This window comes from Pseudomonas sp. BF-R-24, assembly GCF_019947335.1.
Taxonomy (GTDB): Bacteria; Pseudomonadota; Gammaproteobacteria; order Pseudomonadales; family Pseudomonadaceae; genus Aquipseudomonas; species Aquipseudomonas jessenii.
On the sequence record NZ_JAGYGG010000041.1, the window covers coordinates 29,350 to 48,514 of the forward strand.

General features: G+C 58.6%; 16 protein-coding genes. 5 read left to right on the top strand and 11 right to left on the bottom strand.

Annotated elements, in window-relative coordinates:
- Window positions 1-34: 34 nt before the first annotated feature.
- The 5 genes from KGA98_RS24220 to sdhC form a co-directional block, all read right to left on the bottom strand.
- Window positions 35-2,866 carry a 2-oxoglutarate dehydrogenase E1 component gene (locus tag KGA98_RS24220; RefSeq protein WP_090453893.1) on the bottom strand — a complete coding sequence of 944 codons (2,832 nt, stop codon included), beginning with the start codon at window positions 2,864-2,866 and terminating at the stop codon, window positions 35-37.
- 253 nt (window positions 2,867-3,119) lie between these two features.
- On the bottom strand, window positions 3,120-3,824 hold the full coding sequence (locus KGA98_RS24225; RefSeq protein WP_008063297.1) for a succinate dehydrogenase iron-sulfur subunit: 705 nt from the start codon (window positions 3,822-3,824) through the stop codon (window positions 3,120-3,122).
- 11 nt (window positions 3,825-3,835) lie between these two features.
- Window positions 3,836-5,608, bottom strand: coding sequence for a succinate dehydrogenase flavoprotein subunit (gene sdhA, locus KGA98_RS24230; RefSeq protein ID WP_057715828.1), 1,773 nt, complete (start codon window positions 5,606-5,608; stop codon window positions 3,836-3,838).
- Window positions 5,609-5,611: 3 nt separating this feature from the next.
- Entirely contained in the window at window positions 5,612-5,980 is a 369-nt protein-coding gene (sdhD, locus tag KGA98_RS24235; RefSeq protein WP_008049683.1) for a succinate dehydrogenase, hydrophobic membrane anchor protein, read from the bottom strand.
- Window positions 5,974-6,348 (bottom strand): succinate dehydrogenase, cytochrome b556 subunit, encoded by a 375-nt coding sequence (gene sdhC / locus KGA98_RS24240; protein WP_032829628.1) that lies wholly within the window; start codon window positions 6,346-6,348, stop codon window positions 5,974-5,976. The genes sdhD and sdhC overlap by 7 nt, the downstream gene beginning before the upstream one ends.
- 364 nt (window positions 6,349-6,712) lie before the next feature.
- Here sdhC and gltA point away from each other — a divergent pair, with 364 nt between their 5' ends.
- A complete protein-coding gene (gltA, locus tag KGA98_RS24245) occupies window positions 6,713-8,002 on the top strand; it encodes a citrate synthase (RefSeq protein WP_007977501.1) in 1,290 nt (429 codons plus the stop codon).
- Window positions 8,003-9,009: 1,007 nt separating this feature from the next.
- On the opposite strand, the gene KGA98_RS24250 is transcribed toward gltA, so the two are convergent.
- The 3 genes from KGA98_RS24250 to KGA98_RS24260 all read right to left on the bottom strand — a co-directional run bounded on the left by KGA98_RS24250 (window position 9,010) and on the right by KGA98_RS24260 (window position 12,069).
- Window positions 9,010-10,668, bottom strand: a complete 1,659-nt coding sequence (locus tag KGA98_RS24250; RefSeq protein WP_154909967.1) for a cation acetate symporter — start codon at window positions 10,666-10,668, stop codon at window positions 9,010-9,012.
- Entirely contained in the window at window positions 10,665-10,976 is a 312-nt protein-coding gene (locus tag KGA98_RS24255; RefSeq protein WP_102669691.1) for a DUF485 domain-containing protein, read from the bottom strand. Before KGA98_RS24255 ends, KGA98_RS24250 begins: the two co-directional genes overlap by 4 nt.
- A 241-nt stretch (window positions 10,977-11,217) precedes the next feature.
- Window positions 11,218-12,069 carry a glycine betaine ABC transporter substrate-binding protein gene (locus KGA98_RS24260; protein ID WP_057715833.1) on the bottom strand — a complete coding sequence of 284 codons (852 nt, stop codon included), beginning with the start codon at window positions 12,067-12,069 and terminating at the stop codon, window positions 11,218-11,220.
- 287 nt (window positions 12,070-12,356) lie between these two features.
- Between KGA98_RS24260 and KGA98_RS24265 the strand changes: the two genes are divergently transcribed.
- On the top strand, window positions 12,357-13,952 hold the full coding sequence (locus KGA98_RS24265) for a beta (1-6) glucans synthase (RefSeq protein WP_154909966.1): 1,596 nt from the start codon (window positions 12,357-12,359) through the stop codon (window positions 13,950-13,952).
- Between the two features lie 126 nt (window positions 13,953-14,078).
- Here the strand turns inward: KGA98_RS24265 and KGA98_RS24270 are convergent, their stop codons facing one another.
- The gene (locus tag KGA98_RS24270; RefSeq protein ID WP_150814894.1) at window positions 14,079-14,447 is read right to left on the bottom strand and encodes a hypothetical protein; all 369 of its coding nucleotides are present in this window, start codon (window positions 14,445-14,447) and stop codon (window positions 14,079-14,081) included.
- Between the two features lie 225 nt (window positions 14,448-14,672).
- On the opposite strand from KGA98_RS24270, the gene KGA98_RS24275 reads away from it, so the two are divergent.
- Both KGA98_RS24275 and KGA98_RS24280 read left to right on the top strand, forming a co-directional pair.
- Window positions 14,673-15,971 carry a serine/threonine protein kinase gene (locus KGA98_RS24275; protein ID WP_057715836.1) on the top strand — a complete coding sequence of 433 codons (1,299 nt, stop codon included), beginning with the start codon at window positions 14,673-14,675 and terminating at the stop codon, window positions 15,969-15,971.
- Window positions 15,964-16,752, top strand: a complete 789-nt coding sequence (locus KGA98_RS24280; protein WP_057715837.1) for a VacJ family lipoprotein — start codon at window positions 15,964-15,966, stop codon at window positions 16,750-16,752. The genes KGA98_RS24275 and KGA98_RS24280 overlap by 8 nt, the downstream gene beginning before the upstream one ends.
- Before the next feature lie 127 nt (window positions 16,753-16,879).
- Here KGA98_RS24280 and KGA98_RS24285 read toward each other — a convergent pair whose 3' ends face one another.
- Window positions 16,880-17,794, bottom strand: a complete 915-nt coding sequence (locus tag KGA98_RS24285; protein ID WP_223504143.1) for a DUF808 domain-containing protein — start codon at window positions 17,792-17,794, stop codon at window positions 16,880-16,882.
- 134 nt (window positions 17,795-17,928) lie between these two features.
- Between KGA98_RS24285 and KGA98_RS24290 the strand changes: the two genes are divergently transcribed.
- Window positions 17,929-18,537, top strand: coding sequence for a TetR/AcrR family transcriptional regulator (locus KGA98_RS24290; protein ID WP_150814896.1), 609 nt, complete (start codon window positions 17,929-17,931; stop codon window positions 18,535-18,537).
- A 110-nt stretch (window positions 18,538-18,647) separates the two neighbouring features.
- On the opposite strand, the gene KGA98_RS24295 is transcribed toward KGA98_RS24290, so the two are convergent.
- Window positions 18,648-19,106: an REP-associated tyrosine transposase gene (locus tag KGA98_RS24295; protein ID WP_218543195.1), complete on the bottom strand. Its 459-nt coding sequence runs from the start codon at window positions 19,104-19,106 to the stop codon at window positions 18,648-18,650.
- Window positions 19,107-19,165: the final 59 nt, after the last annotated feature.

Genomic DNA, 19,165 nt, shown 5'->3' on the forward strand with positions numbered 1-19,165 from the left:
GTTCCTTAAATTCGGTTTCAGGTGCGCGAAGGCGTTAAACAGTAAAGGCGTCTTGCAGCAGTTGTTCCTGCTGTTCGGCGTGCATCGATGCGTAACCGCATGCAGGTGCAGCAGAAGCCTCACGGCCCGCGTACTCGAGTACGAGAGACTTGTTGAGGTTGCTGATGCTGCGACGCATGTGGTGTTGGCTGCAGTACCACGCACCCTGGTTCATCGGCTCTTCCTGACACCAGACGGCATGCTTGACGTTGGTATAAGGAGCCAGGACTTCTTTCAAGTCGTCCTCAGGGAATGGGTACAGCTGCTCGATACGCACGACAGCGATGTCGTCACGACCTTCGGCACGGCGTTTTTCCAGCAGGTCGTAGTAGACCTTGCCGCTACACAGAACAACGCGCTCGACCTTTTTCGGGTCTTGGGCATCGATTTCCGGGATAACGGTCTGGAACGAACCTTCGGCCAGATCTTCCAGCGTCGAGATGGCCAGCTTGTGGCGCAACAGCGACTTCGGAGTCAGGACTACCAGTGGCTTGCGCAGCGGGCGGATCACCTGACGGCGCAGCAAGTGGTAGATCTGAGCCGGCGTCGTCGGCATGCACACCTGAATGTTGTGCTCGGCGCACAACTGCAGGTAACGCTCCAGACGAGCCGAGGAGTGCTCCGGACCCTGACCTTCATAACCGTGCGGCAGCAGCATGGTCAGACCGCACAGGCGGCCCCACTTGTGCTCGCCACTGGTGATGAACTGGTCGATAACTACCTGGGCGCCGTTGGCGAAGTCGCCGAACTGGGCTTCCCAGATAACCAGGGCATTCGGCGTGGTGGTCGAGTAACCGTACTCGAACGCCAATACCGCTTCTTCGGACAGGAACGAGTCGTACAGGTCGAAGCGTGGCTGACCGTCGTACAGGTTCTGCAGCGGGATGTAGGTGCCCGCGTCCTTCTGGTTGTGCAGGACAGCATGGCGGTGCGAGAACGTGCCGCGGCCGATGTCCTGGCCAGTCATGCGAATCGGGTGACCTTCGAACGCCAGGGTCGCGTACGCCATGGTTTCGGCGTAACCCCAGTTGATCGGCAGGCCGCCGGCTTGCATCTTCTGGCGGTCTTCGTAGATCTTGGCAACCTGGCGCTGAACCACGAAGCCTTCCGGGATTTCCAGCAGCTTGGCGGACAGTTCCTGCAAGGTCTTGAGGTCGAAGCGAGTGTCGTGACGCGCGGTCCAGGCGTGGCCCAGATACGGACGCCAGTCCACGAACAACTCTTTGTTCGGCTCTTTGACCAGGCTTTTGACCACGTGCAGACCGTTGTCCAGGGCGTTGCGGTACTCGTCGACTTTCGCCTTGACACGCTCAGCATCCAGCACACCGGCCTGGGTCAGACGATCGGCATACAGCTCACGGGTGGTGCGCTGTTTGGTGATCTGCTGATACATCAGAGGCTGGGTGCCGCTTGGCTCGTCGGCCTCGTTGTGGCCGCGACGACGGTAGCAGACCAGGTCGATCACCACGTCACGCTTGAACTGCATGCGGTAGTCGATGGCCAGCTGGGTCACGAACAATACGGCTTCCGGATCATCACCATTCACATGGAGGATCGGCGCCTGGATCATTTTCGCAACGTCGGTTGCGTACTCGGTGGAACGCGAGTCCAGCGGGTTGCTGATGGTGAAACCGACCTGGTTGTTGATCACGATGTGCACGGTACCGCCGGTCTTGAAACCGCGGGTCTGCGACATCTGGAAGGTTTCCATGACCACGCCTTGACCGGCGAATGCAGCGTCACCGTGGATGGAGATCGGCAGAACCTTCTCACCGGTCGGGTCGTTGCGACGATCCTGACGGGCGCGAACCGAACCCTCGACCACCGGGGAAACGATTTCCAGGTGGGACGGGTTGAACGCCATGGCCAGGTGAACTTCACCGCCGGTGGTCATCACGTTGGACGAGAAGCCCTGGTGGTATTTCACGTCACCGGAACCCAGCTCGACCTTCTTCTTGCCTTCGAACTCGTCGAACAGCTCGCGCGGGTTCTTGCCGAAGGTGTTGACCAGCACGTTCAGACGGCCACGGTGGGCCATGCCGATGACGATTTCCTTGGTGCCGTAGGAACCGGAACGCTGGATCAGCTCGTCGAGCATCGGAATCAGGCTTTCGCCGCCTTCCAGACCGAAACGCTTGGTACCCGGGTATTTGGTGCCCAGGTATTTTTCCAGGCCTTCGCCGGCGGTCACGCGCTCGAGCAGGTGGCTCTTGATGTCGGCGGAGTACGTCGGACGACCGCGCACGCTTTCCAGACGCTGCTGGAACCACTGGCGCTGCTCGGAATCGGTGATGTGCGTGAATTCAGCGCCAATGGTGCGGCAATATGTCTGCTGCAACGCTTCGTGAATTTCGCGTAGGCTCGCTTCCTCTTTGCCGATGAACAGGTCGCCGGCACGGAAGGTCGTATCAAGATCGGCATTGGTCAAGCCGTAATGATTGATCGACAGGTCTGCAGGTGCAGGACGCTGCCACAGCCCCAGCGGGTCAAGCTGGGCTGCCTGGTGGCCACGCATACGGTAGGCCTGGATCAATCGCAGCACTTCAACTTGCTTCTTCTCGTGCTCACTGCTCACGCTGCCGGCGGAAACCGGTTGGGCGCGGCGCTGGTTCTTTGCCAGCAAGACGAAATGATCGCGAATTGTGGAGTGCGAAACATCGGTGGCAGAGTTGCCGTCAGCAGGCAACTTCTGGAAGTAGGTGCGCCACTCTTCTGGCACAGCGTTAGGGTCGTGCAGGTAGAGCTCGTAAAGCTCTTCCACATAGGCAGCGTTACTACCGGATAGGTAGGCGCTGTTCCACATGCGCTGCATCACGCTTTCTTGCATGCTTGGTCACCCTCGGTTAGGGGAACACCATCGATGTCGACACCGAGCAAACTTGCAGAAGTCCGAATGCAGCGACCAAAACAAGCCACTAGGATCACACTGATAGTCCGGGTACCAGCCCGGATGCCCCTGCTTGTCTCATTTCTTCAAAATAAGAGCCGCAGCCTTTTAAGCTGCTGCTCAGGTTAAAACTACGGCGCCGGTTGAAGCCTGCGCCGTAGCATCTACGGGTACAGCGGGTACAGCAGCTGAATCACACGCCGCTTGAGAGCAACATGTTACGGATGTGACCGATGGCCTTAGTCGGGTTCAGGCCTTTCGGACATACGTTGACGCAGTTCATGATCCCGCGGCAGCGGAATACGCTGAACGGGTCATCCAGCGAAGCCAGACGCTCGGACGTCTTGGTGTCACGGCTGTCTGCCAGGAAGCGGTACGCTTGCAGCAGGGCAGCTGGACCCAGGAACTTGTCCGGGTTCCACCAGAAGGACGGGCAGGAAGTCGAGCAGCAAGCGCACAGGATGCACTCGTACAGACCGTCCAGCTTTTCACGTTCTTCAGGGGACTGCAGGCGCTCGATGGCCGGAGCCGGCGTGTCGTTCTGCAGGTATGGCTTAACCTTTTCGTATTGCTTGTAGAAGATGCTCATATCGACGACCAGGTCACGGATAACCGGCAAACCTGGCAGAGGACGAACGATCAACTTGTTACCTTTTACGACAGCAGACAGCGGCGTGACGCACGCCAGGCCGTTTTTGCCGTTGATGTTCATGCCGTCGGAACCGCAAACACCTTCACGGCAAGAGCGACGATAGGAGAAACCCTCGTCCTGCTCTTTGATCAGGGCCAGCACGTCCAGCACCATCAGGTCTTTACCACCGGTATCAACCTGGAATTCCTGCATGAACGGCGCGGCGTCCTGATCAGGGTTGTAACGATAAACGCTGACTTGCAACATGGCGGCCACCCTTAATAAGTCCGAATCTTAGGTTCAAAAGTCGGAACAGTCTTCGGCGAGAAGTTCACGGCACGCTTGGTCACGCGCTTGTCACCCGGGAAGTAAAGGGTGTGGCACAGCCAGTTTTCGTCGTCACGATCTTCGAAGTCTTCACGGGCGTGAGCACCACGGGACTCTTTACGCACTTCAGCAGCGATGGCGGTGGCTTCGGCCACTTCCAGCAGGTTCTGCAGCTCCAGAGCTTCGATACGTGCAGTGTTGAACGCCTGCGACTTATCGTTGATCTTCACGTTGGCGATGCGCTTGCGCAGGTCAGCCAGCTGGGCAATACCCTTCTGCATGTATTCGCCGGTACGGAATACACCGAAGTAGTTCTGCATGCAGTTTTGCAGCTCGCGACGCAGGGTTGCCACGTCTTCGCCTTCGGTACGCTCGTTCAGGGCGGACAGGCGCGCCAGGGCAGCCTGGATGTCGGCGTCGGTGGCTTCGTCGTATTCGATACCGTCGGTCAGCGCCTTTTCCAGGTGCAGACCGGCAGCACGGCCGAATACCACCAGGTCGAGCAGCGAGTTGCCGCCCAGACGGTTGGCACCGTGAACCGATACGCAAGCCACTTCACCTACAGCGAACAGACCAGGGATGATCTCGTCCACGCCTTCGGCGTTCTGGGTGATTGCCTGGCCATGAATGTTGGTGGCAACGCCGCCCATCATATAGTGGCAGGTCGGAACAACCGGAACCGGAGCAACAACCGGGTCAACGTGCGCAAAAGTCTTCGACAGCTCGCAGATGCCTGGCAGACGGCTGTGCAGCACTTCTTCGCCCAGGTGGTCGAGCTTGAGCATCACGTGGTCGCCGTTCGGACCGCAACCGTTGCCGGCGATGATCTCTTTAACCATCGAACGGGCAACAACGTCACGACCGGCAAGGTCTTTGGCGTTCGGAGCATAACGCTCCATGAAACGCTCGCCGTGCTTGTTGATCAGGTATCCACCTTCACCACGGCAACCTTCTGTAACCAGTACACCAGCACCGGCGATACCGGTCGGGTGGAACTGCCACATTTCGATGTCTTGTACCGGTACGCCAGCACGCAGCGCCATGCCAACGCCGTCACCGGTGTTGATCAGGGCGTTGGTGGTCGAAGCGTAGATACGACCTGCACCGCCGGTGGCCAGTACGGTGGCCTTGGCGCGGATGTAGGTGGTTTCGCCGGTTTCGATGCAGATGGCGATCACGCCGACGAACTCGCCTTCGCCGTTCTTCACCAGATCGACAGCGTAGTACTCGTTCAGGAACACGGTACCGGCTTTCAGGTTGCCCTGATAAAGGGTGTGCAGCAGAGCGTGACCGGTACGGTCGGACGCAGCGCAAGTACGCGCAGCCTGGCCGCCTTTACCGTAGTCCTTGGACTGACCGCCGAATGGACGCTGGTAGATACGACCTTGCTCGGTACGCGAGAATGGCATACCCATGTGGTCCAGCTCGTAAACGGCAGCCGGGCCTTCCTGACACATGTATTCGATAGCGTCCTGGTCACCGATGTAGTCGGAACCCTTGACGGTATCGTACATGTGCCAGCGCCAGTCATCGTTCGGGTCAGCGGACGCGATCGCGCAGGTGATGCCGCCCTGGGCGGATACAGTGTGCGAACGGGTCGGGAAAACCTTGGTGATCACGGCAGTCTTGTGACCGCCCTGTGCCAGTTGCAGCGCTGCGCGCATGCCGGCACCGCCACCACCAATAATGATGGCGTCGAAAGAAATCGTTGGAATGTTAGCCATGACTCAGATACCCCAGAGAATCTGCACGCCCCAGACGAAGTAAGCGAACATCGCAACGCCGCAGACTGCCTGGAAAAGGAAACGTATAGCGGTCGCGGACTTGCCGAACGCCATTGGCGTCAGGTAGTCGGTCGCGATGGTCCACATGCCGACCCAGGCGTGAGCGCCGAGGGCAACAAGGGCCAGGAGGCTGAAAATACGCATTCCGTTATGGGCGAACAGTTCATGCCACTGGGCGTACTCGAGGCCAGGGTTGGCCACGATGTATCCGATCAGGAAGATGAAGTAAGCCGCGAGAACGACCGCAGACACACGTTGCGCCATCCAGTCATAGAGGCCCGAACGCGACAGGTTCGTGACGTTAGTTACCATATCCAAACTCCTGCCAGAACGATTACCACCACGGAAACGGCGATAACGATTTTCGAGCCCAGCTTGCCGCCTTCCAGCGTCTCACCGATGCCCATGTCCATGATCAAATGGCGCACACCGGCTACCAGGTGATAAAGCAGAGCGGACAGGATGCCCCATGTCACTAGCTTGGCTAGCGGACTGGTCAGACACGCTTTCACCTGACCGAAGCCTTCCTCGGAGCTCAGCGACTTGTCCAATGCGTAAAGCATGATGGCAAGGCACACGAAGAGGATGACACCGGAGATTCGGTGAAGGATGGACGTGTAAGCAGTGACTGGGAGTTTGATGGTCCTTAGGTCTAGGTTTACAGGTCGTTGGCTTTTCACGGCTTTTTTTTCACACTGAAGAGCCCCTAACAATCAGGGCAAAGTTGTTGGGGAGTGCACTGGTCAGGTAACCACCACCCAGGGATGCGACCCCCAATGAAAGCAAGCCCAAAAGCCCTTGGCGGTCGGTGGCCGAGTATAGACAGTTAGGCTACTAATGACAACGCAAACACCTAACCCAAACAGCTGATTGCGCAACTGACATAAAAGGCGTAAATGGCAGCCAATTTCGAGAAAAAAGTCCGGTTAAAGCCTTCTGGAGCAAGACTTTAGGCAAATTGACATTCGAATTTATCTCACTATAGTGGTGCGGGCCCTGCGTGGGGGGTCTGTCTGATGATTTCAAGCATAAATAGGAGGCCACATGGCTGACAAAAAAGCGCAGTTGATCATCGAGGGCGCAGCCCCCGTCGAGCTGCCCATTTTAACCGGCACCGTTGGTCCCGATGTTATCGATGTTCGGGGCCTGACGGCCACGGGCCGTTTCACCTTTGACCCTGGCTTCATGTCGACCGCCTCGTGCGAGTCGAAGATCACCTATATCGACGGCGACAACGGCATTCTGCTGCACCGCGGCTACCCGATCGAACAGCTGGCTGAAAAGTCGGACTACCTGGAAACCTGCTATCTGCTGCTCAACGGCGAACTGCCGACCGCAGAACAGAAGGCCCAGTTCGTCAGCACCGTGAAGAACCACACCATGGTTCACGAGCAGCTGAAGACCTTCTTCAACGGCTTCCGTCGCGACGCCCACCCGATGGCCGTCATGTGCGGCGTAGTCGGCGCCCTCTCGGCGTTCTACCACGACTCCCTGGACATCAATAACCCGCAGCATCGCGAAATCTCCGCGATCCGCCTGGTTGCCAAGATGCCGACCCTGGCCGCGATGGTTTACAAGTACTCCATGGGCCAACCCATGATGTACCCGCGCAACGACCTGTCGTACGCGGAAAACTTCCTGCACATGATGTTCAACACCCCGTGCGAGATCAAACCGATCAGCCCGGTACTCGCCAAGGCCATGGACCGGATCTTCATCCTCCATGCCGACCACGAGCAGAACGCCTCGACGTCCACCGTGCGCCTGGCGGGTTCTTCGGGCGCCAACCCGTTCGCCTGTATCGCCGCCGGTATCGCTGCACTGTGGGGCCCTGCCCACGGCGGTGCGAACGAAGCCGTACTGACCATGCTCGATGAAATCGGCGATGTTTCGAACATCGACAAGTTCATCGCCAAGGCCAAGGACAAGAACGATCCGTTCAAACTGATGGGCTTCGGTCACCGCGTTTACAAAAACCGCGACCCGCGCGCCACGGTCATGAAGCAGACCTGCGACGAAGTATTGAAGGAACTGGGCATCCAGAACGATCCGCAACTCGAACTGGCCATGCGCCTGGAAGAGATCGCCCTGACCGACCCGTACTTCATCGAACGCTCGCTGTACCCGAACGTCGACTTCTACTCGGGGATCATCCTCAAGGCGATCGGCATTCCAACCAGCATGTTCACCGTGATCTTCGCCCTGGCGCGGACCGTCGGCTGGATCTCCCACTGGAAAGAGATGCTCTCCAGCCCGTACAAGATCGGCCGTCCGCGCCAGTTGTACACCGGCTACGAGTCGCGTGACATCACCAAGCTGGAAGACCGCAAGTAAGATCTGTCTTGCTGTAGCGTGTTGAGTTGTACCGGGAACGGCCTCTGCTTTTTATATAAAGAGCAGGAGGCCGTTTTTGTTTGTACGCTTTTTTGATGGTGTACATATCCGTTTCTGCGGTTACGGCCGCTATTGGTTCCGCCCTTACGGCGGGTCACTTGGAAAAGCGCCAAGTAACCAAGCGCTTTTGCCCCTGACATTCGGTGCCTCGCCCAGGCTCGGCATTCCCTCGCTCCGGTCCTGCTCCGTGGGCCCGCCGCCATCGGCCATCCATGGCCGGGGGCGGCTAACCCGGCATCCATGCCGGGTTGCCCACTGCGCAGAACCTGCACTCGGCCTCACGAGGGGGCGTACACCGCACAGCACCCGAGGCGGCCTACCGGCCGGCCTGGTTGCTGGTTGAGCTCGCTGCAGAATTTCGATCGGCCGACAGGTCGCCATCGCGAGCAAGCTCGCTCCCACAGAAGAGCAGAGCAAAAGCAGGGCCGCGTACCCCCACGCCCTTCACCACTCATCAGGCCGAGCGTTAGCTCGCCTGCAGCTCTTGATCTTGATCCACCCGCCCCCTCGGAAGGCTGAGCGGAGGTGTTTATCCGGGGATTGGCGCGCAGCGCCGTTCGACGCAGTCGAACTCATTGCATGTAGGTCGAAGCGAAGCCGACCGGAGGGCAATGCCCCCGGATGAATGCCGGAGCGAAGGAACGCCGAGCCTTAGCGAGGGGCCGTACGTTCGGGGCGAGCGTTTTTTTGGTTACTTTTTTTAGGCGCTTGTAAAAAAAGTGACTCGCCGTAAGGGCGAAACCATAAGTCGCCGCTACCGAAGGAATGGATATGTACACCCTCAAAAAACACTCCAACTGGCACAAAGTCTTCGCAAGCAGGCTCGCTCCTACAGTAAAACGGGCAAATCCAAAAAACCGGGTCGATTACCGCCCAATAAAAAAATGCCCCGATCTCTCGACCGGGGCATTCCATTCAACACAACTTAAACAGTCAAACCCAAACGCTTAGTGCGAAACAGCACCACTTGCACCCAGGCCAGTCTGCGAACGAACAAACTGCGGGAAGAACAACGCCCGCTCATTATCCGCAGCAGTGGACTTGTCAGTGATCGAGAAGAACCAGATCCCGACAAAGGCAATCATCATCGAGAACAGCGCCGGGTACTCATACGGGAAGATAGCTTTCTCGTGATGCAGGATCTGCACCCAGATGGTCGGACCAAGCACCATCAGGCCCACGGCACTGACCAGCCCCATCCAGCCACCGATCATCGCACCGCGAGTGGTCAGCTTTTTCCAGTACATGGAAAGCAGCAGCACCGGGAAGTTACAGCTCGCTGCGATGGAGAACGCCAGGCCCACCATGAACGCGATGTTCTGGCTTTCGAACAGAATGCCCAGACCGATCGCCAACACCGCCAGCGCGATGGTGGTGATTTTCGAGACGCGAATCTCGTCCTTCTCGTTGGCCTTGCCCTTCTTGATCACGCTGGCATACAGGTCGTGGGACACCGCCGAAGCACCGGCCAGGGTCAGGCCGGCAACCACTGCCAGAATGGTCGCAAACGCTACTGCCGAGATGAAGCCCAGGAAGATACTGCCGCCAACCGCGTTGGCCAGGTGCACCGCCGCCATGTTGTTACCGCCCAGCAAGGCGCCAGCAGCGTCTTTGAAAGCCGGGTTGGTGCTGACCAGCAGGATCGCGCCGAAGCCGATGATGAAGGTCAGGATGTAGAAGTAGCCAATGAAACCGGTTGCGTACAACACGCTCTTGCGAGCTTCCTTTGCGTCACTCACGGTGAAGAAGCGCATCAGGATGTGTGGCAGGCCAGCGGTACCGAACATCAGCGCCAGACCGAGGGAGAACGCCGAGATCGGATCTTTCACCAGGCCGCCAGGGCTCATGATCGCATCAGCTTTCGGGTGGACCTTGATAGCCTCGGAGAACAGCATGTTGAAGTCGAAGTTGACGTGCTTCATCACCATCAGCGCCATGAAGGAAGCGCCGGACAGCAGCAGGACAGCCTTGATGATTTGCACCCAGGTGGTCGCCAGCATGCCGCCGAACAACACGTAAAGGCACATCAGAATACCGACCAGGATCACCGCAACGTGGTAATCGAGACCGAACAGCAGTTGGATCAGCTTGCCGGCACCGACCATTTGCGCGATCAGGTAGAACGCCACCACCACCAGCGAACCACAAGCGGACAGCGAGCGGATCTGGGTTTGCCCCAGGCGATAGGACGCCACGTCGGCAAAGGTGTATTTGCCCAGGTTACGCAGACGCTCGGCGATCAGGAACAGAATGATCGGCCAGCCCACCAGGAAGCCGATCGAGTAGATCAGGCCGTCGTAGCCAGAGGTGAACACCAGCGCGGAAATACCCAGGAAGGACGCAGCCGACATGTAGTCACCGGCAATCGCCAGACCGTTCTGGAAACCGGTGATCTTGCCGCCAGCGGCGTAGTAGTCGGCTGCCGAATTATTACGCTTGGAAGCCCAGTAGGTGATGCACAGGGTGGCACCGACGAAGGCGACAAACATCACGATCGCGGACACGTTAAGCGGTTGCTTCTGCACGGCACCGGTCAGGGCGTCAGCCGCCCAGGCGCCAGGTGCGAAAGCTGCGATGCTCAAAAGAGCCATTAGACGGCGGATCATTGCTGAGCCTCCTTGAGAATCGCATTGTTCAGGTCGTCGAACTCGCCGTTGGCGCGTCGTACGTAGATACCGGTCAGGATGAAAGCCGAAACGATCAGCCCGATACCGATCGGTATGCCCCAGGTAATCGAGGACTCAGGGCTGATTTTCGCCCCCAGCACCTGCGGCCCGTAGGCAATCAGAAGGATGAATCCGGAGTAAAGCCCTAGCATGATCGCCGAAAGAATCCAGGCGAATCGTTCCCTCTTGCTAACCAGCTCCTTGAAGCGCGGGCTGTTTTGAATCGAGAGGTAAATGCTGTCGTTCATTGTTTTTATCCTCGCAGCACAGATTTAGTTGGAACGGTATCCACTCTATGCGGCTGCGGGGCAGGTTCCAGACGACCTTAGTCTTAGAACCCCATGGGGGTTTTCGCCAAATTTCAGTACGCCATACACAAGTGTGGGAGCGGGCTTGCTCGCGAAGAGGCCATAACATTCAACATTATTGTTGACTGTTACACCGCTTTCGCGAGCAAGCCCGCTCCCACAATTTAAAGCGAGGTGCCTGTTATTTAGTCCAGTCAGCCACACGCTCAGGGTGTTTGGCGATCCAATCCTTCGCCGCGGCTTCAGGTTTGGCACCATCCTGAATCGCCAACATCACCTGGCCGATTTCATCCTTGGATTCCCACTGGAAGTTCTTCAGGAACTTGGCCACTTCCGGCGCCTTGGCTTCCAGACCCTTGCTGCCGATGCTGTTCACGGTTTCAGCCGCGCCGTACACGCCTTTCGGGTCTTCGAGGAAGCGCAGTTTCCACTTGGCGAACATCCAGTGCGGTACCCACCCGGTGACCGCGATGGATTCGTTCTTCTTCTCGGCACGGGTCAGCTCGGCGATCATGCCGGCGCCAGAACTGGCCTTGAGTTGATAACCTGTCAGGTCGTAGTCCTTGATCGCCTGATCGGTCTTGAGCATCACGCCTGAACCGGCGTCGATGCCGACAATGCGGTTCTTGAAGGTGTCATCGGTCTTGAGGTCGTCAATGGACTTGGCCTTGACGTACTCCGGCACGATCAGGCCGATTTTCGCGTCCTTGAAGTTCGGGCCGTAGTCGACGACCTGATCCTTGTTCTTCGTCCAGTACTCACCGTGGGTCACCGGCAGCCAGGCCGACAGCATGGCGTCGAGTTTGCCGGTGGCCACGCCCTGCCACATGATCCCGGTAGCGACGGCTTGCAGCTTCACGTCATAACCGAGTTTCTGCCTGATCACTTCAGCCGCCACGTTGGTCGTGGCGACACTGTCCGACCAACCGTCGACATAACCGAGCGTCACGTCCTTGCCGGCGGCGCTCGCCACGGCCGAACTGATCGCCAGCACCAAAGCCGCACCTGCGCCCAAGAGTCGTCGCATCTTCATCGTTACTTCCCCGAAAGTGCTGCGCTCGACGGATGCCGAGTCGCTTAAACGTATTGTTATGGTGCACAGCGCCCCCATCACGCCCACCGCAAACTCGTTCGAACATCAGCGGAGTACTGACACTTGCGATAATCAACCTGACGCTCATGGCGACCTGCTCTGCCAGCGACCTCAAGGCATCGAGAAACGACATCAGAAAGCCATTAATCTTCAGCGCAACAAACACCCCTGCCAATCCGCTCGAACTTTGCATGTCAAAATCATGCAGGCCACCAAGCACGCGGCAAATGCAGGTAACATGCGCCGCTTTGCTCCCACACGGCCTGACCATGTCCGCGACCTCCCGCTTCCCTTTTGCTGCTTATCTATTCGCTTGCCTGCTCGGGCTGTTTGCCCTTGGCGGCTTCTGGTACGGCCTCGGCAAACCGGTGATCCTACCGGACGTCGCCAGCGCGACGCACAAGCTGCAATGCGCCTCCTACACCCCGTTCGACAAGGATCAATCGCCGTTTGACGTGCCATTCAACTTGCGCCCCGAGCGCATGGATGCCGACCTCGCGCTGCTGTCCAAAAGCTTCGAATGCATCCGCACCTATTCCATGACCGGCCTCGAAGCCCTGCCGGACCTGGCGCGCAAGCATGGCTTGAAGCTGATGATCGGTGCCTGGGTCAACAGCAACCCGGTGGACACCGAGAAAGAAGTCGACCTGCTGATCGCCTCGGCCAATGCCAACCCGGATGTGGTGAGCGCAGTGATCGTCGGCAACGAAACCCTGCTGCGCAAGGAAATCACTGGCGCTCAATTGGCGAAACTGATCAACAAGGTCAAGAGCCAGGTCAAACAGCCTGTCACCTACGCCGACGTCTGGGAGTTCTGGCTCAAGCATCCGGAAATTGCCCCCGCCGTGGACTTCCTGACCATTCACTTGCTGCCCTACTGGGAAGATGATCCGTCGAACATCGACGCTGCCCTGCAACATGTGGCCGATGTACGCCAGGTGTTCGGCAACAAGTTCGCGCCCAAGGATGTGCTGATCGGCGAAACCGGCTGGCCAAGCGAAGGTCGCCAGCGCGAAACGGCCCTGCCGAGCCGGGTCAACGAAGCCAAGTTCATTCGCGGCTTTGTCGCCATGGCCGAGCAACAGGGTTGGCACTACAACCTGATCGAAGCCTTCGACCAGCCCTGGAAACGCGCCAGTGAAGGTGCGGTCGGTGGGTACTGGGGCTTGTTCGACGCCGATCGCCAGGACAAGGGCGTGCTGGCGGGGCCCGTGACAAACGTACCGTACTGGTCGCAGTGGCTGGCGGTTGGCGGCTTGATCTTCATCGGCACCTTGCTGCTCGGCGGTCGGGTCCGCACGACGCGGTCGGCACTGGTGCTGCCCCTGCTCGGTGCCTTGGCTGCGTGTTCGATTGGCGCCTGGGGTGACCTGGCACGGGTGACCACGCGTTTTACCAGTGAATGGCTATGGGTCGGATTGCTGACCGCCCTGAATCTGCTGGTGCTGGCTCATGCCGCGCTGACATTGAGCCCTCGCAACGGTTGGCGTGGGCGAGCTTTCAACCTGCTTGAGCGCCGAGCTGGCTGGCTGGTTGCAACGACAGGTTTCGCAGCAGCCGTGATGATGCTGGAACTGGTGCTCGATCCGCGTTATCGCAGCTTCCCGAGTGTCGCGTTCATCGTGCCGGCACTGGTCTATCTGTGCCGCCCGGTGAACGTGCCGCGCCGCGAGATTGCGCTGCTGACCTTCATCATCGGTGCCGGCATTGCACCGCAGCTGTACCGTGAAGGTTTGCAGAACCAGCAGGCCTGGGGTTGGGCGCTGGTGAGTGTGTTGATCGTGGCTGCGTTGTGGCGCTGCTTGCGGGTTCGCAAGGTTTAACTCTTTAGCGACCTGACTGACCTCATCGCGAGCAAGCTCGCTCCCCCAGTAGATCTTCTGTGAACACAATGTTTGCGTGCGATAAAGATCAAATGTGGGAGCGGGCTTGCTCGCGAAGACGGACTTTTAAGCGCTGCGAGAAGCCCTGACCAACCGCAACCCCGCAATCACCACCGCAAACACTGCCAGCGTGGTGTTGTACAACGCCAGTGCCGGAAAACCGAACACCAGCGCCAGCACCGCCAGCCACCAGCCTGCCCGCCCCGGCACGACAAAGCCGATGATCGCCGCACCCAGCGCAGCCCAGCCCAGCACCCCGAAATGAATCATCAGCCCCAGCTTCGAACGTACCAGGCATTCCCAACGATTCGCTTCATCCACGCAAATGCCGACCCACTGCGCATCCTCCATGAAGCCATAGCGCGCGCCATAACTGGCGGCCAACCATAAAGGCAGCAAAACAAGCAGCAGAATCACGGGCAAGCGGCGAGACATGAAACACTCCAATTGGCGAAAAGCGGCGGCCAGCTTAATCGCCCTTAAGCGTTTCGCAAGCGATAACAACTGTTAACTGGTCTTTCAATCGCTGCAAAGTGTATCGTCCAGCTACTATTACTTCGAAATTAAGCCTGTTTGGTGCCGAGGGTTGGCACTTTGGCGCAAATCCGGTGGTCATAGCCTGCGAAATTCATTCGGTACCTTCCTCTAAGGGATTTAGTCATGCTCCGTTCCTTGCGCTTCGCTGCCCTGTTCGGCGGCCTTATATTGAGTGCGTCCGCACTGGCGGCCGACATTGACGCCGCCAGCTATGGCTACCCCCTGACCAACCCGTTCGAGGCGACCATCGCGACCACACCGCCGGACCTGCGTCCGGAGTTACCCCTGGACGAAGACATCGATCAGACGGTGCGCAGTGTCACCTTGCGTCCGGAACGGGCGTTCGAATTGCCGAACAACTTCTGGGCGGTCAAGACGCTCGACTATCGCATTGCCACACAGGATCACGCCGCACCGCTGATGTTCCTGATCGCCGGCACCGGCGCGCGCTATGACAGCACCCTGAACGAATACCTGAAGAAGCTCTATTACAAAGCCGGCTACCACGTGGTGCAGTTGTCATCGCCCACCAGCTATGACTTCATGAGCGCCGCATCACGCTTCGCCACGCCGGGTGTTTCCAAGGAAGACGCCGAAGATCTGTACCGGGTGATGCAGGCCGTACGGGCACAGAATCCAAAAGTGCCGGTCACCGATTACTACCTGACCGGGTACAGCCTGGGTGCACTGGATGCCGCTTTCGTCTCTCACCTGGACGAAACCCGCCGCAGCTTCAACTTCAAGAAAGTCCTGCTGCTCAACCCGCCGGTCAACCTCTACACCTCGATCACCAACCTCGACAAGCTGGTCCAGACCGAGGTCAAGGGCATCAACACCAGCACCACATTCTATGAACTGGTACTGGACAAGCTCACCCGCTACTTCCAGCAGAAGGGCTACATCGACCTCAATGACGCCCTGCTCTACGACTTCCAGCAGTCCAAGCAGCACCTGACCAACGAGCAGATGGCCATGTTGATCGGCACCTCGTTCCGCTTTTCGGCGGCCGACATCGCCTTCACTTCGGACCTGGTCAATCGTCGCGGCCTGATCACCCCACCCAAGTTCCCGATCACCGAGGGCACCAGCCTCACGCCATTCCTCAAGCGTGCGCTGCAATGCGACTTCGACTGCTACATCACCGAACAAGTGATCCCGATGTGGCGCGCCCGCACCGACGGCGGCAGCCTGCTGCAACTGATTGACCAGGTGAGCCTGTATGCACTGAAGGACTACCTGCACGAAAGCCCGAAAATCGCGGTCATGCACAACGCCGATGACGTAATCCTCGGTCCTGGCGACCTGGGCTTCCTTCGCAAGACCTTCGGTGATCGCCTGACCGTTTACCCGTATGGCGGCCACTGCGGCAACATTAACTACCGCGTCAACAGCGACGCCATGCTGGAGTTTTTCCGTGGCTAAATATCTCCTGCTTTTCGCAGCGTTACTCTGTGCAGGCGTCGCCAATGCCGACAACAGCAAAGCCAATGCCCCCGTGGTCGTCGACAGCGATGGCTTCAAGGAGCCGCTGAGCAAACTCAAATTCAACCCGGGCCTGGATCAACGCGAGTTCGAGCGTTCGACGCTCAACGCGCTGGCCGTCTACGATCCGCTGGAGGAGTGGAACCGGCGCGTCTATCACTTCAACTACCGCTTCGACCAATGGGTGTTCCTGCCGGTGGTCAATGGTTACCGCTACGTTACCCCGAGCTTCCTGCGCACCGGTGTCAGCAACTTCTTCAACAACCTCGGCGACGTGCCGAACCTGATGAACAGCCTGCTGCAACTCAAGGGCCAGCGCTCGCTGGAAACCACCGGGCGACTACTGCTCAACACCACCATCGGCATCGCCGGCCTGTGGGACCCGGCCACCGCCATGGGCCTGCCGCGTCAGAGCGAAGACTTCGGCCAGACTTTAGGCTTCTACGGCGTGCCGGGCGGCGCTTATTTCGTCCTGCCGATCCTCGGTCCGTCGAACCTGCGTGACACCGGCGGCCTGCTGGTGGATTACTCGGCCGAGAATGCGATCAACTTCCTCAACGTGGCCGAAGTCAGCTCCAACCATCCGGAAGTCGTGATCCTGCGCGGCATCGACAAGCGCCACCAGACCGGCTTCCGCTATGGTCAGATGAACTCGCCATTCGAGTACGAGAAAGTGCGTTACGTGTACACCGAAGCGCGCAAGTTGCAGGTTGCCGAGTAAGCCCGGCAACCGAAAAACACTGTGGGAGCGGGCTTGCTCGCGAAAGCGGTGTGTCAGACAACCTATTTGGTGACTGACACGACCTCTTCGCGAGCAAGCCCGCTCCCACATTTGCCTTGTGTTGCTTTCAGCCTTTCAGCGCCTTCCAGATCTTGCTGACAGCCATCACGCCAACCAACACCCCCGCCCCCGCCACAATCCCCGCCACGCCATTGAGCAACACCGGCACGATAAATCCGCCGCCACCCGCCGCCGCACCGACACTTTCGATCCAGTGATGCACCACCGGCACACCGTGCGTGAGAATCCCGCCGCCCACCAGAAACATCGCCGCCGTGCCGATCACCGACAGGCTCTTCATCATGTACGGTGCCGCACGCAGAATCCCGCCACCGATGCTTTTCGCCATCTGCCCGGGTTTTTGGGTCAACCACAGGCCAAGGTCGTCGAGCTTGACGATACCCGCTACCAATCCGTACACGCCGACCGTCATGACAATGGCAATGCCCGAAAGCACGATGATTTGCTGGGTCAATGGAGCGCCGGCCACGGTGCCGAGGGTGATGGCGATGATTTCCGCCGAAAGAATGAAGTCGGTGCGGATCGCGCCTTTGATCTTGTCCTTCTCGAACGCCACCAGATCGGTGGCAGGATCGGCCACCGCCTCAACCAGCTGCGCATGCTCGGCGGCGTCTTCAGCCTTGCTGTGCAGGAACTTGTGGGCGAGCTTCTCAAACCCTTCAAAGCACAGATAGGCACCGCCGACCATCAACAGCGGTGTAACCAGCCACGGAATGAACGCACTGATCGCCAGCGCCGACGGCACCAGGATCAGTTTATTGATGAACGAACCCTTGGCGACCGCCCAGACCACCGGGATTTCCCGTTCGGCACGCACTCCACTGACTTGCTGAGCGTTGAGCGCCAGGTCGTCACCGAGTACGCCGGCCGTTTTCTTGGCGGCCATTTGGGTCATCAAGGACACGTCATCCAGCACGGTCGCGATGTCGTCGATCAGCACCAGCAAACTGCTTCCTGCCATGAATCAGGTTTCCTTCTGCAATGAATGCGCAGCAGCATAGCGCGACATAAGAGCCTACGGTGCATTCTTGAGCGCCGCGCGAGGCCGGTGATACCATGCGCAACCGCCAGAACAGGCAAGGAATCACCCGGTTTATGAGCACTATCCGCGAGCGCAACAAACAACTGATCCTGCGTGCCGCCAGTGAGGAATTCGCCGACAAAGGCTTCGCTGCGACCAAAACCAGCGACATCGCAGCCAAGGCGGGATTGCCAAAGCCCAACGTCTACTACTACTTCAAGTCCAAGGAAAACCTCTACCGCGAGGTTCTGGAAAGCATCATCGAGCCCATCCTGCAGGCCTCGACACCGTTCAATCCGGACGGCGAGCCCGGTGAAGTGCTCAGCGGCTACATCCGCTCGAAAATCCGCATCTCCCGCGACCTGCCTTTCGCCTCGAAGGTGTTCGCCAGCGAAATCATGCACGGCGCCCCCCACCTGAGCAGCGATCTGGTCGAACAGCTCAATGGCCAGGCCAAACACAACATCGAGTGCATCCAGACCTGGATCGACCGCGGGCAAATCGCCCCCATCGATCCCAACCACCTGATGTTCAGCATCTGGGCCGCGACCCAGACCTACGCCGACTTCGACTGGCAAATCACCGCCATCACCGGCAAGGCGAAGCTGGATGAAGTGGACTATGAAGCGGCGGCGCAGACGATTATCCGGTTGGTACTCAAAGGGTGTGAGCCCGAGCGGTAGACTGCGGCGCGGCCTTCGCCAGCAGGCCCGCTCCCACAGCGGATTGGTGGGCGCTGAAAATCCAGTGTGGGAGCGGGCTTGCTCGCGAATGGCGACAACTCGGTTTTAGATCAAACCCAGATCGCATCCCACAACGGATAGTCGCCAAGCTTCTCGACCAACCCTGCCCGCAACGGGTTAGCCACGACATATCGAGCCAGCTTTACCAGATCTTCCTCTTTTCGCAGCGCATGATCATGAAAGCCTTGCTGCCAAAGGCTACCTGTTCTTCCGAGCGCCGAATTGACTGCTCGAGTGCTCAGGGATTTCGCCTGACACATCAATTGCGCCAGCGTCCCCTTTTGCAACTGAATCAACCAATGAAAATGATCGGGCATGACCACCCAGGCCAAGGAATCGGCAAATCCCTCACTCTGCGCTTGCCTGAAGTGATTCACCACCAACCTGCCCAAGCGGTAGTCCCTGAAAACGGGCTCTCGCTTCAGGGTATTGGCAGTCAGTAGATAGATGCGGTTTTGCTCGGCGTACCGGCCGATGCGCAGGCGGTGTGAAGCTGACAGCTCAGGCATTCCCTTGCCCTCTCTCATGATGAAATCATCAAAAGGCTAGACCAGGGAATATGGGAGGG

Coding starts and splice junctions, on each gene's coding strand:
- KGA98_RS24220 (WP_090453893.1), bottom strand. CDS start 2,866: ATGCAAGAAAGCGTGATGCAGCGCATGTGGAACAGCGCCTACCTATCC.
- KGA98_RS24225 (WP_008063297.1), bottom strand. CDS start 3,824: ATGTTGCAAGTCAGCGTTTATCGTTACAACCCTGATCAGGACGCCGCG.
- sdhA (WP_057715828.1), bottom strand. CDS start 5,608: ATGGCTAACATTCCAACGATTTCTTTCGACGCCATCATTATTGGTGGT.
- sdhD (WP_008049683.1), bottom strand. CDS start 5,980: ATGGTAACTAACGTCACGAACCTGTCGCGTTCGGGCCTCTATGACTGG.
- gltA (WP_007977501.1), top strand. CDS start 6,713: ATGGCTGACAAAAAAGCGCAGTTGATCATCGAGGGCGCAGCCCCCGTC.
- KGA98_RS24250 (WP_154909967.1), bottom strand. CDS start 10,668: ATGATCCGCCGTCTAATGGCTCTTTTGAGCATCGCAGCTTTCGCACCT.
- KGA98_RS24255 (WP_102669691.1), bottom strand. CDS start 10,976: ATGAACGACAGCATTTACCTCTCGATTCAAAACAGCCCGCGCTTCAAG.
- KGA98_RS24260 (WP_057715833.1), bottom strand. CDS start 12,069: ATGAAGATGCGACGACTCTTGGGCGCAGGTGCGGCTTTGGTGCTGGCG.
- KGA98_RS24265 (WP_154909966.1), top strand. CDS start 12,357: ATGCAGGTAACATGCGCCGCTTTGCTCCCACACGGCCTGACCATGTCC.
- KGA98_RS24270 (WP_150814894.1), bottom strand. CDS start 14,447: ATGTCTCGCCGCTTGCCCGTGATTCTGCTGCTTGTTTTGCTGCCTTTA.
- KGA98_RS24275 (WP_057715836.1), top strand. CDS start 14,673: ATGCTCCGTTCCTTGCGCTTCGCTGCCCTGTTCGGCGGCCTTATATTG.
- KGA98_RS24285 (WP_223504143.1), bottom strand. CDS start 17,794: ATGGCAGGAAGCAGTTTGCTGGTGCTGATCGACGACATCGCGACCGTG.
- KGA98_RS24290 (WP_150814896.1), top strand. CDS start 17,929: ATGAGCACTATCCGCGAGCGCAACAAACAACTGATCCTGCGTGCCGCC.
- KGA98_RS24295 (WP_218543195.1), bottom strand. CDS start 19,106: ATGCCTGAGCTGTCAGCTTCACACCGCCTGCGCATCGGCCGGTACGCC.